The following is a 13,584-nucleotide window of genomic DNA, read 5'->3' on the forward strand; positions in this document are numbered from 1 at the left end:
CTCAGCGGACCGTGGCGGCTTCGATGAATTCGTTGGTATCCGGAGTTTCGGGCACCAACGGTCGGCGGATCGGGATGATCATCTTGGTGTATTCCTCGATCAGCCGGTTGAGCGCCTCGGGTGGTTCGCTGGCGTGAAACTGCATGCGTATCTGCACCTCGTCCGGATCCCGGACTTCGCCCTGGCGGCCTTGCGCGCCGATGGTCACCTTGAAGCAGGCGCCATTGGGCTGCTCGCATTGCTCGCGCAGGGCGGTGAGGGCTTCGGTGGCGTTGACGCGAACCGAGAGATCGACCTGCATGCGCTCCAGGCTCAGGCCTTTTGGTGCGACCAGGGCGAACAAGGGCACGCGCATGATGTGCCGGTCGTCCATGGCGATCTCGACCATTTTCGCTTTCATGGGGCTGCCAAGCGCCTGGCTATCGCAGTCGAAAAACTGGTCGAACAAGGTGATGTATTGCTGGGCGATGAGACTGTTGGTGGCGGCAGCGGCCTCTTGCAGGCCGCGCGTGATGTCGCGCAGGTCGATCGCGGTCATGGGGGGTGGGGTGTCCAATGGCCTGGCTCCTTACAGTGGCGAGGCGCCCCGCCAGGTACGGCAGGGCAACCGGTCAAGCGGCGAGATCAGCCTTCCTTACCGTCTGCACCTGGGGTTGGATCATTTTGCAGTACGCCAACCTTGGAAATTTCGTCCGGGCTCTGCAGCGTGCTGTCCTTGACCACGGTCGGCTTGGTGGCCGCTTCGGTCAGGAAATCGATCACCCGCATCATCGCCTCTGGCGGATCCTGGCGGCGCAGCGAGGTGTTGAAGGCGTAACGGGCGCGGGTATCGGTTTTGCGGGTCTGGGTCGATTTACTGCTGATGCTGCCTTTGACATCCAGCTTGAAAGGCCCCCAGCCGAGCGATGCGGCCATCTCGCCGCTCTTATTGGACTCGCTGAAATCTTCAGCCATCTGGCTGATGGTCAGCTCGAACTCGACGTTGCCTTCTTCGATGGAGATGTTTGGGTGGGTAATGGCCGCCAGCAGCGGCACCTTCATCGTTTTGCTGACGATACCTTTGTATTCGCCCTGTTCGTCGACGATGGTTTCGTCATAGTCGAACTGGATCGCGACCGCTTTGCCGTCCTGTACACAGACCTGCATGAGGAAGTCGGCGTAGGATTTACTCGCGGTGACCTGGGCTTGCACCATTGCCTGCAGTGGCGCGGAGATCATGCGATCCATCGGCAGGGCGTTGATGACCGAGCCGATGAGGCTGTTATCGATGGACATGGGAGGTTACCTCTTACTTCAGGGTGGACCGGCCGCATCAGGCGACCGCTTGGGGGTTCGCCGTCAGCGCGGGCAGTGTTCCTGGCGACGGATGTTGCCGATTTGGCGCAGGCTCAAGCCGTATTTATCGGCCAATAGGCTGCGGGACAGCCCATTGGCGCTTTCTTTTTGGATTTGCAAATTGCGCAACTGGCGCAGGAAATGGTCTGCCTTGGGGATTTCCAGCGCTACCCCGGCGAAGCGTTTGATCAACGCGTCGAGGGCATCAGGCGGTAGCACGCTGGCCAGCTTGGTGCGTTCACGGTGCTTGGGAATGTACTTGGGTCTGCCACCGTAGGCGCAGGTCAGGTGGTAGGCATTTTCAAGACCGATGCACTCGATCAGAGCCTGCAGCGAGTGCGGTAACTGGCTTATATCGATGGCGGTGAGATCTGGCAGCTCCATTGGAAAATTCCTCGCGGTAGATGGGGCGCGATGCCGATGGGTGGCATGGAGGAATTCTCGGTGAGGGTCAGAGCGTGCCGCTAGGCGCCAAGTGGGCTGGGACTTGTAGTTTCGGTGAGCAGGACTTGCAGGCAACGATGGCGTAGCGTGTAGGACGAAATCCCTTCATTGCCCTGCAGCCCTTAATTTTCCTGGGGTATTAGTGCTGCCAGCGCTTTAGCTATCAACACCCTCAGTTGCACGGGTAGGTGGCCATCAGGCTGGCTCCGCGCAGCGAGGCATGCGCTGTGCCGTCGGCGGCCTCTGGCAAGCTGCGCCAATCGATGACGACACACAGGCTGTGCAGCGGTTGCCCATCGAGCATGCCGACGGGACTGCCGGGAATCGCGCGCTTGTAGCGAACCTGCGTGGTATCCAGCGCCTGGACATGCTCGGCCTGGCCCAAGGCCTGGCGTGCAAGCTCAGGCAGCGCCGCCTGGTCGATGGTGAAATAGGCCCGCCCTGGACCGGCAGCGAAATGCCCTGCGGCGCGGGTGCGTTGCCAGAGCTGCTGCCACTGGCTGCTGCCGGCATGGCTGGACAATTGGCTGCCCAGGGTGAGTAGCCGCTCGGGCGCCACCTGGCGCGTATCGAGCGCAAAGGCGGGCAGGGTGGGGGTAAACAAGCTCAGGAACAGGACGAAGCGGCGCATGGTGCCTCCAGCAGGGATTGGGGTCATCCCATGCTTTCAGGTCGTGCGCGGCAGGCTAAGCAGGAAATGCAGCGCCGCAGGCCACGGGCGTTGTATCATTGCCACCGCTCATTGCGAGCTCATTGCCCCGATGTTGAAGGAATTTTCGATGACACACGTGCAGCGCCTCAAATACTCGCTTCTGATCATCCTGGTGGTGTTGGGCCTGATGCTCGGCCTGTCACATCTGCAGAAGCAAGGCACGATCAGTGAGCAGACTTTCCAGGGGCTGGCCATTGCCATTGCAGTGGTGGTGGTGGTGATCAACGGCGTCCTGCGGCGCAAGGTCAAACGCTGATGGCATTGGCCGGCACTGCAAGCCGGCCATCCGCTCAGCGGGCTTGGTTCTGCTCGAGCACGGCCCGCGCTTCGGGCTTGAGGCTGTAACACTTGTCATTGCCAAGGCTGATGACGCCTTCGCTGCACAGCCGCTTGAGCACCTCGCGCACGCTCAGGAACGACAGCGGAATGTCCAGTTGCTCCAGCTGCGCATGCACTCCGCGCACACCGATGCTGCGCCCGGTGCGATCGGCGTTGTGCAAGGCGTCGATCACCTTCAGGCGGATCAGGCTGGTACGCAGGCCATAGCTGCGCAGCAATTCGCGTATCTGCTCGTTGCCCGTACGCTCGTCCCCGCCGGCGTCCGCTCCGTTGGTCGCCTTGGCCGGGCCACGCCCGGTCTGCAATGAAGATTGCGGGTTGTACATGTGAATGCTCCTTTTCGTGGACGGCCCCGAAACAGGGGTGGCACTTATTAGGACGAATGAGATCGGCAAATCTGCAGTGCAGCGCGAAAAGATTTGCTGCTGGTGTCTCTACAAGACGGTTTACCTGGTTTGGTCGCGTAAAATTTTCATGAGGTCATTCGTTTGAACGGGACATGACCCTGAATCCGAGGAATGCCCGTGTTGCCTATTTCGCGCCCACTGACCTACGCCAGCCTGGCAGCTGCGCTGCTCCTCCCAAGCGCTGCTGCGCAAGCCGCCAGCCTCGATGCCAGTGCGCAGATCCGGCGTACCAGTTTTGGCATACCGCACATCGTGGCCAAGGACGAGCATGGCCTGGGTTATGGCATCGGCTATGCCTATGGGCAGGACAACCTGTGCCTGCTGGCCAACGAGGTGCTCACGGTCAATGGTCAGCGCTCGCGCTATTTCGGTGCCGACGGCAAGACCTTGGAGCAACGCGATAACCTGGCCAGCGACCTGTTCTTCACATGGCTGAACACGCCCGAGGCGGTGGATGCGTTTCTGCGCGCGCAGCCGGCGCCGGTGCGCGCGCTGCTGGATGGCTATGCCAGCGGTTTCAATCGCGTGCTGGCTGAACGGCAGCGCCAGGGCTTGCCGGCCGAGTGTGGCGATGGTCAGTGGGTGCGGGCGATTACCAGCCAGGATTTGATCAAGTTGACCCGTCGCTTGTTGGCCGAAGGCGGGCTTGGTCAGTTCGCCGAAGCGCTGGCCGGGGCGCAGCCGCCCACGCTTGCCGCTGAACGCAGCGCCACGGCCTTTGACGCAGCGTTGGCCCAACAGCAACGCTTCGCCTCCGAGCGCGGCAGCAATGCGGTGGCGGTCGGGGCGCAGCGCTCTGCCAATGGCCATGGCCTGCTGTTGGCCAACCCGCACTTTCCTTGGCTAGGCGGGATGCGCTTTTACCAGATGCAACTGACTATTCCAGGCAAACTGGATGTCATGGGCGCGGCCTTGCCCGGTCTGCCGGTGGTCAATATCGGCTTCAACCAGCACCTGGCTTGGACCCATACGGTGGACACGTCCAAGCACTTCACCCTGTACCGCCTGCAACTGGACCCCAAGGACCCGACCCGCTATCTGCAGGACGGCAAGTCCACAGCGATGAAGCAGCACACCGTGAGCGTCATGGTCAAAGGCGTCGATGGCACCCTCAAGCAGGTCCAGCGGCAGATCTACAGTTCCAGCTACGGGCCAGTGGTGCAGTGGCCAGGGCGCCTGGACTGGGACAACCAGGCGGCCTACAGCCTGCGCGATGCGAATCTGGACAACACTCGGGTCTTGCAACAGTGGTATCGCATCAACAGTGCCGACAGTCTGGCTGCCCTGAAAGGCTCGATCGAGCAACTGCAAGGCATTCCCTGGGTCAACACCCTGGCAGTCGATGCCGCTGGCAAGGCGCTTTACCTCAATCAGTCGGTAGTGCCGTATGTGGATCAGCAGTTGCTGAGCCAATGCGGCAATCCCGCGGCGCAGGGCCCGCTGGTAGTGCTGGACGGCTCGCGCAGCGCTTGCCAGTGGAAGAGCGACGCCGAGGCCGCGCAAGCTGGCATCTTCCCCGCACGGCTGTTGCCAAGCCTGCAGCGTGGCGACTTCGTGCAAAACTCCAATGACCCCGCCTGGATGGCCAATCCGGCCCAGCCGCTGACCGGTTTCTCGCCGTTGATCAGCCGCAGCGATGAACCCCTGAGTCTGCGTGGGCGGTTTGCCCTGGCGCGTTTGCAGGGCACAGCCAAGCTGGGTATCGACGACCTGCAACGCATGGTGCTCGATGACGAGGTCTACCTGGCGCAACTGGTGCTGCCCGATCTTCTGCACTGGTGCAAGACGGCCCCGACCGACGTCGAGGCCGTGTGCTCCAGCCTTGCGGCCTGGAATGGCAAGGCTGATCTGGACAGCGGGCTGGGCCTGGTGCACTTCCAGACTATGCTCGAGGCATTGAACGAGCATCCGCACAGTTGGCGCGTGGCCTTCGATCCAGCAGACCCGCAGCACACGCCACGCGGATTGGCGGTAGAGCAGGCCGAAGTGAGCAACTGGCTGCACGCAGCGGCGCAGGCATCGTTGCAGCAAGTGGCCCAGGCAGGCATTCCAGCCGATAGTCGTTGGGGGCAGATCCAGCAGTCTGTCGACGGCACACCGGTCCCAGGCGGGCCGCAGCAACTGGGCATCTACAACGCCATGTACAGCGTGCCCCATGACACGGGCAAGCGCCTGGTGGTCAGCGGCACCAGTTACCTGCAATTGGTCAGCTTCACTGACCAAGGACCACAGGCGCGCGGTTTGCTGGCCTTCTCGCAATCCAGTGAAGCCGGCTCCGCCCACGCCAGTGACCAGACCAAGGCTTTTGCCGCCAAACAGCTGGTAGCATTGCCTTTCACCGAGGCGCAGATCAAGGCGGATCCGCAGTACCGGCAGTATGTGATCAGCGAGCAGAACAGTCAGGCAGTGGCTCGTCAGCCTTGAGCTCAGCTCGCCAGCTTACCCCTTCGCGGAGCGCGCCCGCGAGGGGGAGGTCGCTTAGCAAGCGAAGTCGAATGGCTCCAGGGCAAAACCCTGCTCATCGACTTGCAGGGTCCAGCCGCGCCGATCCCAGTCGCCGAGCACGATGCGTCTGGCCGGCTCGCCATCCACCATCAGCTTGTGAATCGCCGGCCGGTGCGTGTGGCCATGCACCAAGGTGCGCACGCCATGCGCAGCCATCACCCTCGGCACTTGCTCAGGCGTGACATCGACGATGTCGGTGGCCTTGGCGCGTACCTGCGCGCGGCTCTCGTTGCGCAGTTTGCGCGCCAGCTTCTGCCGGGTAGCCAACGGCAGGTGACGCAGAATCCACAAGCTCACGGGGTTGCGCAGGTAGCGGCGCATTTTCATGTAGCCCACATCGCGGGTGCACAGGGTGTCGCCGTGCATCAGCAACACCGCCTCGCCGCCCAGCTCGACCACGCTGGGGTCGGCCAGCAAGGTGCAGCCTGCGGCCCGGCAGAAATCCGCGCCGATCAGAAAATCGCGATTGCCATGCATCAGGTAAACTGCCGTGCCGCTGTCGCTGAGCTGGCGCAAGGCCTGGCAGATCGACAGTTGGAACGCGGTCATGGCGTCATCGCCAATCCACGCTTCGAAGAAGTCGCCAAGGATATACAGCGCCTTGGCGTGCCGAGCACGGCCGTCGAGCAGATCTAGAAACGCCCGGGTTATGTCCGGGCGTTCTTCTTGCAAGTGCAGATCAGAGATCAGCAGGATCACTCAACGATCTCGGCTTTCTCGATGATCACGTCTTCTTTCGGCACGTCCTGGTGGCCAGCCTTGGAGCCGGTGGCGACCTTTTCGATGGCATCGACCACTTCACGGCCTTCGATCACTTCACCGAATACCGCGTAGCCCCAGCCTTGTACGTTCTTGCCGCTGTGGTTGAGGAAGTCGTTGTCCGAAGCATTGATGAAGAACTGCGCCGAGGCCGAATGCGGCTCCATGGTGCGGGCCATGGCAATGCTGTACTTCTTGTTCTTCAGGCCGTTGTCGGCTTCGTTCTGAATGCTGGCGCGGGTCTTCTTCTGGCTCATGGTGCCGTCGAAACCGCCGCCCTGAATCATGAAGCCCTTGATCACGCGGTGGAACACGGTGCCGTCGTAGTGGCCGTCCTTGACGTACTGAACGAAGTTCTCAGTGGTCAGCGGCGCTTTTTCGGCGTCCAGTTGCAGGACGATGTCGCCGTGGTTGGTGCTCAATTTTACTTTGGACATGCTCAAATTCACTCTTTCAAGGCATTCGGAAATGGGCTGCGCAGCGCGCGTGTAGTCACCTGACGCAGGATCGGGCAAGCACGACACATGTTCATGAACATGACGCATGGCGGCCATTTTGCCCGCAACGGGATAAATCACGCCAGTTTGTCGGTGCCCCGGCTGTCAGCAGCTTGACTGCTTCGGCTATGATAGGCCCTTTGATTCAATCGGCCTACCCAGGCCGGACACGTGCATTCAAGGATCCTATGAGCAAGCCCACTGCCGACAACGCGCCCAACGCCGCTGCCAAAGGCGCTCCCGCCGTCCCTGCGAACTTCCTGCGGCCGATCATCCAGGCCGACCTGGACTCGGGCAAGCACAGCAGCATCGTGACCCGTTTTCCGCCGGAGCCCAACGGCTACCTGCACATCGGCCACGCCAAGTCGATCTGCGTCAACTTCGGCCTGGCCAAGGAGTTCGGCGGCGTCTGCCACCTGCGCTTCGACGACACCAACCCGGCCAAGGAAGACCAGGAATACATCGACGCGATCCAGCGCGATGTGAAATGGCTGGGCTTCGACTGGGCAGGCGATGTGCGTTACGCCTCGAACTACTTCGACCAGTTGCACGACTGGGCGGTTGAACTGATCAAGCGTGGCAAGGCTTATGTCTGCGACCTGACCCCTGATCAGGCCAAGCAGTACCGTGGCAGCCTCACCGAACCGGGCCAGAACAGCCCGTTCCGCGAGCGTAGCGTCGAGGAGAACCTTGATTTGTTCGCGCGCATGAAGGCCGGCGAATTCATGGACGGCGAGCGCGTCCTGCGGGCGAAGATCGACATGGCTTCGCCGAACATGAACTTGCGCGATCCGATCCTCTATCGTATTCGCCACGCCCACCATCACCAGACCGGTGATAACTGGTGCATCTACCCGAACTACGACTTCACCCACGGGCAGTCGGACGCCATCGAAGGCATCACACACTCGATCTGCACCCTGGAGTTCGAAGGCCACCGTCCGCTGTACGACTGGTTCCTCGATAACCTGCCGGTACCGGCGCATCCGCGTCAGTACGAGTTCAGCCGCCTGAACCTGAACTACACCATCACCTCCAAGCGCAAGCTCAAGCAACTGGTCGACGAGAAGCACGTCAGCGCCTGGGACGACCCGCGCATGTCCACCTTGTCGGGCTTCCGTCGCCGCGGCTACACCCCGGCGTCGATCCGCAACTTCTGCGAAATGATCGGTACCAATCGCTCCGATGGCGTGGTCGACATGTCGATGCTCGAGTTCTGCATCCGTGACGATCTGGACCGCACCGCGCCACGGGCCATGTGCGTCCTTCGCCCCTTGAAGGTGGTCATCACCAACTACCCGGAGGGCCAGGTCGAGCAGCTCGAACTGCCGCGCCACCCCAAGGAAGACATGGGCGTGCGCGTGCTGCCGTTCGCCCGCGAACTGTACATCGACCAGGATGACTTCATGGAAGCCCCGCCCAAGGGCTACAAGCGCCTGGAACCCGGCGGCGAAGTGCGTCTGCGCGGCAGCTACGTGATTCGCGCCGACGAAGCGATCAAGGACGCCGCGGGCAATATCGTCGAGCTGCGCTGCTCGTACGATCCCGACACCCTGGGCAAGAACCCCGAGGGCCGCAAGGTCAAGGGCGTGATCCACTGGGTGCCGGCCGAGGCCAGCATCGAATGCGAAGTACGCCTGTACGACCGCCTGTTCCGTTCGGCCAACCCGGAGAAAACCGAGGAGGGTGGCAGCTTCCTGGACAACATCAACCCGGACTCGCTGCAGGTGCTGCGCGGCTGCCGTGCCGAGCCATCGCTGGCCCAGGCGCAACCTGAAGACCGCTTCCAGTTCGAGCGTGAAGGTTACTTCTGCGCCGACCTCAAAGACAGCCAGCCGGGTCGTCCGGTGTTCAACCGCACCGTCACCCTGCGTGACTCCTGGGGCAGCTGAGGAACCGCCGTGCTTACCATCTACAACACGCTGAGCAAGACCAAGGAAACCTTCAAGCCACTCGATGGCAACAAGGTGCGCATGTACGTGTGCGGCATGACCGTCTACGACTATTGCCACTTGGGCCATGGCCGCAGCATGGTGGCATTCGACCTGGTCACGCGCTGGCTGCGCAAGAGCGGCTACGAGTTGACCTATGTGCGCAACATCACCGACATCGATGACAAGATCATCAATCGCGCCAACGAGAATGGTGAAGCGTTCGACGCCCTCACGGCGCGCATGATCGAAGCGATGCACGAAGACGAGCGCCGCCTGAACATTCTCAAGCCAGACCTGGAGCCGCGTGCCACCGACCACATCGCTGGCATGCACGCGATGATCCAGACCTTGATCGACAAGGGCTACGCCTACGCGCCAGGTAATGGCGACGTGTATTACCGGGTCGGCAAGTTCCTCGGCTACGGCAAGCTCTCGCGCAAGAAGATCGAAGACTTGCGCATCGGTGCCCGCATCGAGGTCGACGAAGCCAAGCAGGATCCACTGGACTTCGTGCTGTGGAAGGGTGTCAAGCCAGGCGAGCCCTATTGGGATTCGCCGTGGGGCCCTGGCCGCCCTGGCTGGCACATCGAATGCTCGGTGATGTCCACTTGCTGCCTGGGCGAGAGCTTCGACATCCACGGCGGTGGCAGCGACCTCGAGTTCCCGCACCACGAGAATGAGATTGCCCAGAGCGAGGCAGCTACCGGCAAGCAGTACGCCAACGCCTGGATGCACTGCGGCATGATTCGCATCAACGGCGAGAAGATGTCCAAATCATTGAACAACTTCTTCACCATCCGCGATGTGCTGGCCAAGTACCACCCAGAAGTCGTGCGCTACCTGCTGGTGGCTAGCCATTACCGCAGCGCCATCAACTATTCCGAAGACAGCTTGCGCGATGCCAAGGCTGCTCTGGAGCGCTTCTACCATGCCCTGCGTGGCTTGCCGCGGGTCGCGGCGAAGGGGGGCGAAGCCTTTGTCGAGCGTTTCAGCGTGGCGATGAACGATGACTTCGGTACACCTGAAGCCTGCGCCGTGCTCTTCGACCTGGTGCGCGAGATCAACCGTCTGCGCGACAGCGATGTGGAGGCCGCGGCAGGCCTGGCAGGGCGTCTGCGCGAGCTGGGCGATGTGCTCGGTGTGCTGCAGTTGGACGCCGACGATTTTCTGCGTGCGGGCGCCGAAGGCAAAGTCGATGCGGCTGAGGTCGAAGCCCTGATCCAGGCCCGCCTGCAAGCACGTGCCGACAAGAACTGGGCCGAGTCCGACCGCATTCGCGACCAGATCACTGCCATGGGCGTGGTGCTCGAAGACAGCAAAGGCACCACCACCTGGCGCCTGGCTGACTGATCAGGGCAAGCGGGGCCGCCTGGCGGCCCCGTTCTATTTGGCCAAGCCGGCCAGCGGACAGTGCAGTACCAGCTTCGCCCCGCCCAACGCACTCTCGCCGATTTCCAGGGCGAACCCGTGCAGGTCGACGATCGCTGCAACGATCGACAAGCCCAAGCCGAAGCCTGAGTGGCGATGGCCTTCCTCGCTGCGATAGAAGCGCTTGAGCACTGCCGCGCGCTCTTCTTCGGGGATGCCCGGCCCGCTGTCTTCGATGGCGATGTGCACACCCGCTTCATCCTGGGTAGCGGTGATCGCCACGCGACCCGCCTGCGGCGTGAATTTGATGGCATTGCCAACCAGATTCGCCAACGCTTCGAACAGCAGCTCACGGTCGCCATGCAAGGCGGGTAGGCGTTCGGGTTGCTCGAGTCGCAGGCGAATGCCGCCATCTTCTGCCAGCGGCAGGTAGAAATCGTGTAGCTCGATCAGCAGTTCGCGCGGATCGAGCTGGACGAAACCGGCGCGGCGCTGACGGTCTTCCAGCTCGCTGATCCGCAGCAGACCCCGAAAGCGCGCCATCAACGTGTCCGTTTCGCCGATAGCCTGGTCGAGCGCCTCGGCCTGGGGTGAGTCGGCCGGGCTGTGCTGGCGGATGCGGTACAGCTGCGCGCGCAGGCGGGTCAGCGGAGTGCGCAGATCGTGGGCAATGTTGTCGCAGACGCCTTTGACCTCATGCATCAAGCGCTCGATGCGGTCGAGCATGGCATTGACGATGTCGGCCAGCATGTCCAGCTCGTCGCGCCGGGTCGACAGCGGCAGGCGATGAGTCAGGTCGCCGGCAACGATCAGCTCGGCCTGCGCCTGGATGGCACGAATGCGCTTGAGGGGCCGGCGACGCAACAGGTACCAGCCGGCGAAACCCGGAATCAGCGTCAGCGAAATCCCCCACAGCAAGGCATGCAGGATGATGCGCGTGACCACGAACAGCGAGCCATTGTCGCGCAGCAGCACCAGCCAGCGGCCGTCCTGGACCTTGATCGCCACCGCATCGCAGCTGTCGCGGGGCATGTGCGGATCGTCGGCATCGAGGCAGCGCTTGAGTTCGTGAACCTTGCCATCGAGACCCAGCTCCGGGGGAATCGTGCGGATGCGGCCACCGACCGGGTTGAGTTGCGCGTCGAACAGACCATAGGCATCGAAGCTGCGTTCCTCGAAGGCCTGGCTGGCGATCAATGCGTCATCCAGCTGCTTGCCGCTCATGTGGGCGAACAGGTGCTGGCGCTGCAGCATGGAGTGGCGGGTCAACTTGTTCAGGTAACTCGAAACCTCGAAATACAGCACGCCCATGAGGATGCTGCTCCAGGCCACGAAGAGAAAGCTGTACAGCGCCAACAGGCGGCTGGTCGAAGAACTCCAGCCCTTAGACGGGTTCAGCAATGGCATACCCAGAACCCCGTACCGTGCGGATCAGCGGCGACTGGCCGGGGGAGTCGATCTTTTTGCGCAGCCTGCCGATGTGCACATCGATCAGGTTGGTTCCAGGGTCGAAGTGATAGCCCCAGACTTCCTCGAAGATCATCATCCGGGTGATGACCTGGCCGCTGTGACGCATGAGGTATTCAAGCAGCTTGTATTCGGTGGGCAGCAGGTTGAGGGTCTGTTCGCCACGGCGGGCTTCGTGGCTGATCAGGTCCAGTTGCAGGTCGGCCACCTGCAGGCGGGTCTGGGTCATCGGCACACTATTGCGCCGTAGCAGCACCTCGACACGGGCCGCCATTTCATCGGAGGCAAACGGCTTGGTCAGGTAGTCATCGCCGCCGGCACGCAGGCCGCGTACGCGTTCATCGACATCGGACAGGGCGCTGATCATCAGAATCGGGGTGGTGATCTTGAGGTTGCGCAGGGTGGTAACGATGGTCAGCCCATCGACCTCGGGCAGCATGCGGTCCAGGGTGATCAGGTCATACCCGCCGGCGATCGCCTTGGCCAATCCCTCACGGCCGTTGTCGGCCCAGTCCACGTCCAGGCCGTGGCTGGTGAGTTCGGCGACGATTTCCTGGCCGGTAACGGCGTCGTCTTCGATGGTCAATACGCGTGGCATGCTCGTTCCTGGGCGTCTGGTGAAGACTCGATTGTGCCAAAGAATAGCCAAACGGCGATTTAAGAAAAATTCATCTACACCCTGCAAACGAAAACGGGGCATGCCACACCTGGCATGCCCCGTCGTTCGTTACCTCGTCCGAGCTCAAGCGACCTTGACGATCCAGCCGGCAGGCGCTTCGACGTCGCCGCTCTGGATGCCGGTCAGCTCGTCATAGAGCTTCTGGGTAACCGGACCGACCTTTTCCAGGTCGTGGAAGACGTGCAGCTTGCCGTTGTACTCGATACCACCGATCGGCGTGATCACGGCGGCAGTGCCACAGGCGCCGGCCTCGAGGAAGCGGTCGAGCTTGCTGATCTCGACGTCGCCTTCGACCACCGTCAGGCCCAGGCGCGATTGCGCCAGTTCCATCAGCGACAGACGGGTGATGCCCGGCAGTACCGATGCCGATTTCGGGGTGACGAACTCGTTGTTGGCGGTGATCCCGAAGAAGTTGGCCGAGCCGACTTCTTCGATCTTGGTGTGGGTCAGTGGGTCGAGGTAGATGGCATCGGCGAAGTTGGCTTTCTTGGCCTCATAGCCCGGCTGCAGGCTGGCCGCGTAGTTGCCGCCGACCTTGGCTGCGCCCGTGCCTTGAGGGGCAGCACGGTCGAAGCTGGAAATCTGGAAGTTGTGCGGCTTCATGCCACCTTTGAAATACGAGCCGACCGGAATGGCGAATACCGAGAAAATGAACTCCGGCGCGGTGCGCACGCCGATGTTGTCACCGGTACCAATGACGAAAGGGCGCAGGTACAGCGAACCTTTGCCGTGCGGCGGCACGAACTTCTCGTTGGCCTTGACCACCTGCTTGCAGGCTTCGATGAACACCTCGGTCGGCACCTGCGGCATCAGCAGGCGCGCGCAGCTGCGCTGCATGCGCGCGGCATTCTGGTCAGGGCGGAACAGGTTGATCGAGCCGTCCTTGCAACGGTAGGCCTTCAGGCCCTCGAAGCACTGCTGGCCATAGTGCAGGGCGGTGGAGCCTTCACTGATGTGCAGCACATTGTCTTCGGTCAGGGTGCCTTGGTCCCACTCACCATTGCGCCACACCGACAGGTAGCGCTTGTCGGTCTTGATGTAGTCGAAACCCAGCTTGTCCCAGTTAATGCTCTCGTTACTCATGACACCCTCGATTGTCTTGCAGGTGCCCGATCGCTCGGGCTGCTGTTATATGCGC

At 62.0% G+C, this 13,584-nt stretch carries 14 protein-coding genes; 4 read left to right on the plus strand and 10 right to left on the minus strand.

Annotation, left to right across the window (positions count from 1 at the left end):
- Position 1 precedes the first annotated feature (1 nt).
- The 4 genes from ACLEJW_RS10250 to ACLEJW_RS10265 all read right to left on the minus strand — a co-directional run bounded on the left by ACLEJW_RS10250 (position 2) and on the right by ACLEJW_RS10265 (position 2,410).
- A complete protein-coding gene (locus tag ACLEJW_RS10250) occupies positions 2–538 on the minus strand; it encodes a DUF2589 domain-containing protein (RefSeq protein WP_409520656.1) in 537 nt (178 codons plus the stop codon).
- 86 nt (positions 539–624) lie between these two features.
- Positions 625–1,275: a DUF2589 domain-containing protein gene (locus ACLEJW_RS10255; protein WP_313295164.1), complete on the minus strand. Its 651-nt coding sequence runs from the start codon at positions 1,273–1,275 to the stop codon at positions 625–627.
- Positions 1,276–1,338: 63 nt separating this feature from the next.
- Positions 1,339–1,719 (minus strand): Mor transcription activator family protein, encoded by a 381-nt coding sequence (locus ACLEJW_RS10260; protein ID WP_145183152.1) that lies wholly within the window; start codon positions 1,717–1,719, stop codon positions 1,339–1,341.
- 232 nt (positions 1,720–1,951) lie between these two features.
- Positions 1,952–2,410 (minus strand): hypothetical protein, encoded by a 459-nt coding sequence (locus tag ACLEJW_RS10265; protein WP_145183155.1) that lies wholly within the window; start codon positions 2,408–2,410, stop codon positions 1,952–1,954.
- A gap of 148 nt (positions 2,411–2,558) precedes the next feature.
- Here ACLEJW_RS10265 and ACLEJW_RS10270 point away from each other — a divergent pair, with 148 nt between their 5' ends.
- Positions 2,559–2,747, plus strand: a complete 189-nt coding sequence (locus tag ACLEJW_RS10270; RefSeq protein ID WP_145183158.1) for a hypothetical protein — start codon at positions 2,559–2,561, stop codon at positions 2,745–2,747.
- Positions 2,748–2,781: 34 nt separating this feature from the next.
- Here the strand turns inward: ACLEJW_RS10270 and ACLEJW_RS10275 are convergent, their stop codons facing one another.
- Entirely contained in the window at positions 2,782–3,156 is a 375-nt protein-coding gene (locus tag ACLEJW_RS10275) for a fe2+ zn2+ uptake regulation protein (protein WP_313456723.1), read from the minus strand.
- Between the two features lie 198 nt (positions 3,157–3,354).
- Between ACLEJW_RS10275 and pvdQ the strand changes: the two genes are divergently transcribed.
- Positions 3,355–5,661: a bifunctional acylase PvdQ gene (pvdQ, locus tag ACLEJW_RS10280; RefSeq protein WP_440777492.1), complete on the plus strand. Its 2,307-nt coding sequence runs from the start codon at positions 3,355–3,357 to the stop codon at positions 5,659–5,661.
- Positions 5,662–5,715: 54 nt separating this feature from the next.
- On the opposite strand, the gene lpxH is transcribed toward pvdQ, so the two are convergent.
- The gene (gene lpxH, locus ACLEJW_RS10285; protein WP_145183167.1) at positions 5,716–6,441 is read right to left on the minus strand and encodes a UDP-2,3-diacylglucosamine diphosphatase; all 726 of its coding nucleotides are present in this window, start codon (positions 6,439–6,441) and stop codon (positions 5,716–5,718) included.
- Positions 6,438–6,938 carry a peptidylprolyl isomerase gene (locus ACLEJW_RS10290; RefSeq protein ID WP_145183170.1) on the minus strand — a complete coding sequence of 167 codons (501 nt, stop codon included), beginning with the start codon at positions 6,936–6,938 and terminating at the stop codon, positions 6,438–6,440. Before ACLEJW_RS10290 ends, lpxH begins: the two co-directional genes overlap by 4 nt.
- A gap of 248 nt (positions 6,939–7,186) precedes the next feature.
- On the opposite strand from ACLEJW_RS10290, the gene ACLEJW_RS10295 reads away from it, so the two are divergent.
- Together ACLEJW_RS10295 and cysS are read left to right on the plus strand one after the other, a co-directional pair.
- Positions 7,187–8,890 (plus strand): glutamine--tRNA ligase/YqeY domain fusion protein, encoded by a 1,704-nt coding sequence (locus ACLEJW_RS10295; protein ID WP_440777493.1) that lies wholly within the window; start codon positions 7,187–7,189, stop codon positions 8,888–8,890.
- Between the two features lie 9 nt (positions 8,891–8,899).
- Positions 8,900–10,282 carry a cysteine--tRNA ligase gene (gene cysS, locus ACLEJW_RS10300; protein WP_145183176.1) on the plus strand — a complete coding sequence of 461 codons (1,383 nt, stop codon included), beginning with the start codon at positions 8,900–8,902 and terminating at the stop codon, positions 10,280–10,282.
- Positions 10,283–10,315: 33 nt separating this feature from the next.
- Here cysS and ACLEJW_RS10305 read toward each other — a convergent pair whose 3' ends face one another.
- From ACLEJW_RS10305 to ACLEJW_RS10315, 3 genes are all read right to left on the minus strand, one after another.
- A complete protein-coding gene (locus ACLEJW_RS10305; protein ID WP_145183179.1) occupies positions 10,316–11,707 on the minus strand; it encodes a sensor histidine kinase in 1,392 nt (463 codons plus the stop codon).
- Positions 11,685–12,365 (minus strand): response regulator transcription factor, encoded by a 681-nt coding sequence (locus ACLEJW_RS10310; protein WP_145183182.1) that lies wholly within the window; start codon positions 12,363–12,365, stop codon positions 11,685–11,687. The genes ACLEJW_RS10305 and ACLEJW_RS10310 overlap by 23 nt, the downstream gene beginning before the upstream one ends.
- Before the next feature lie 144 nt (positions 12,366–12,509).
- The gene (locus tag ACLEJW_RS10315) at positions 12,510–13,529 is read right to left on the minus strand and encodes a branched-chain amino acid aminotransferase (RefSeq protein ID WP_313645873.1); all 1,020 of its coding nucleotides are present in this window, start codon (positions 13,527–13,529) and stop codon (positions 12,510–12,512) included.
- Between the last annotated feature and the right edge of the window lie 55 nt (positions 13,530–13,584).

Source organism: Pseudomonas sp. SMSB3 (assembly GCF_052041965.1).
Classification (GTDB): domain Bacteria; phylum Pseudomonadota; class Gammaproteobacteria; order Pseudomonadales; family Pseudomonadaceae; genus Aquipseudomonas.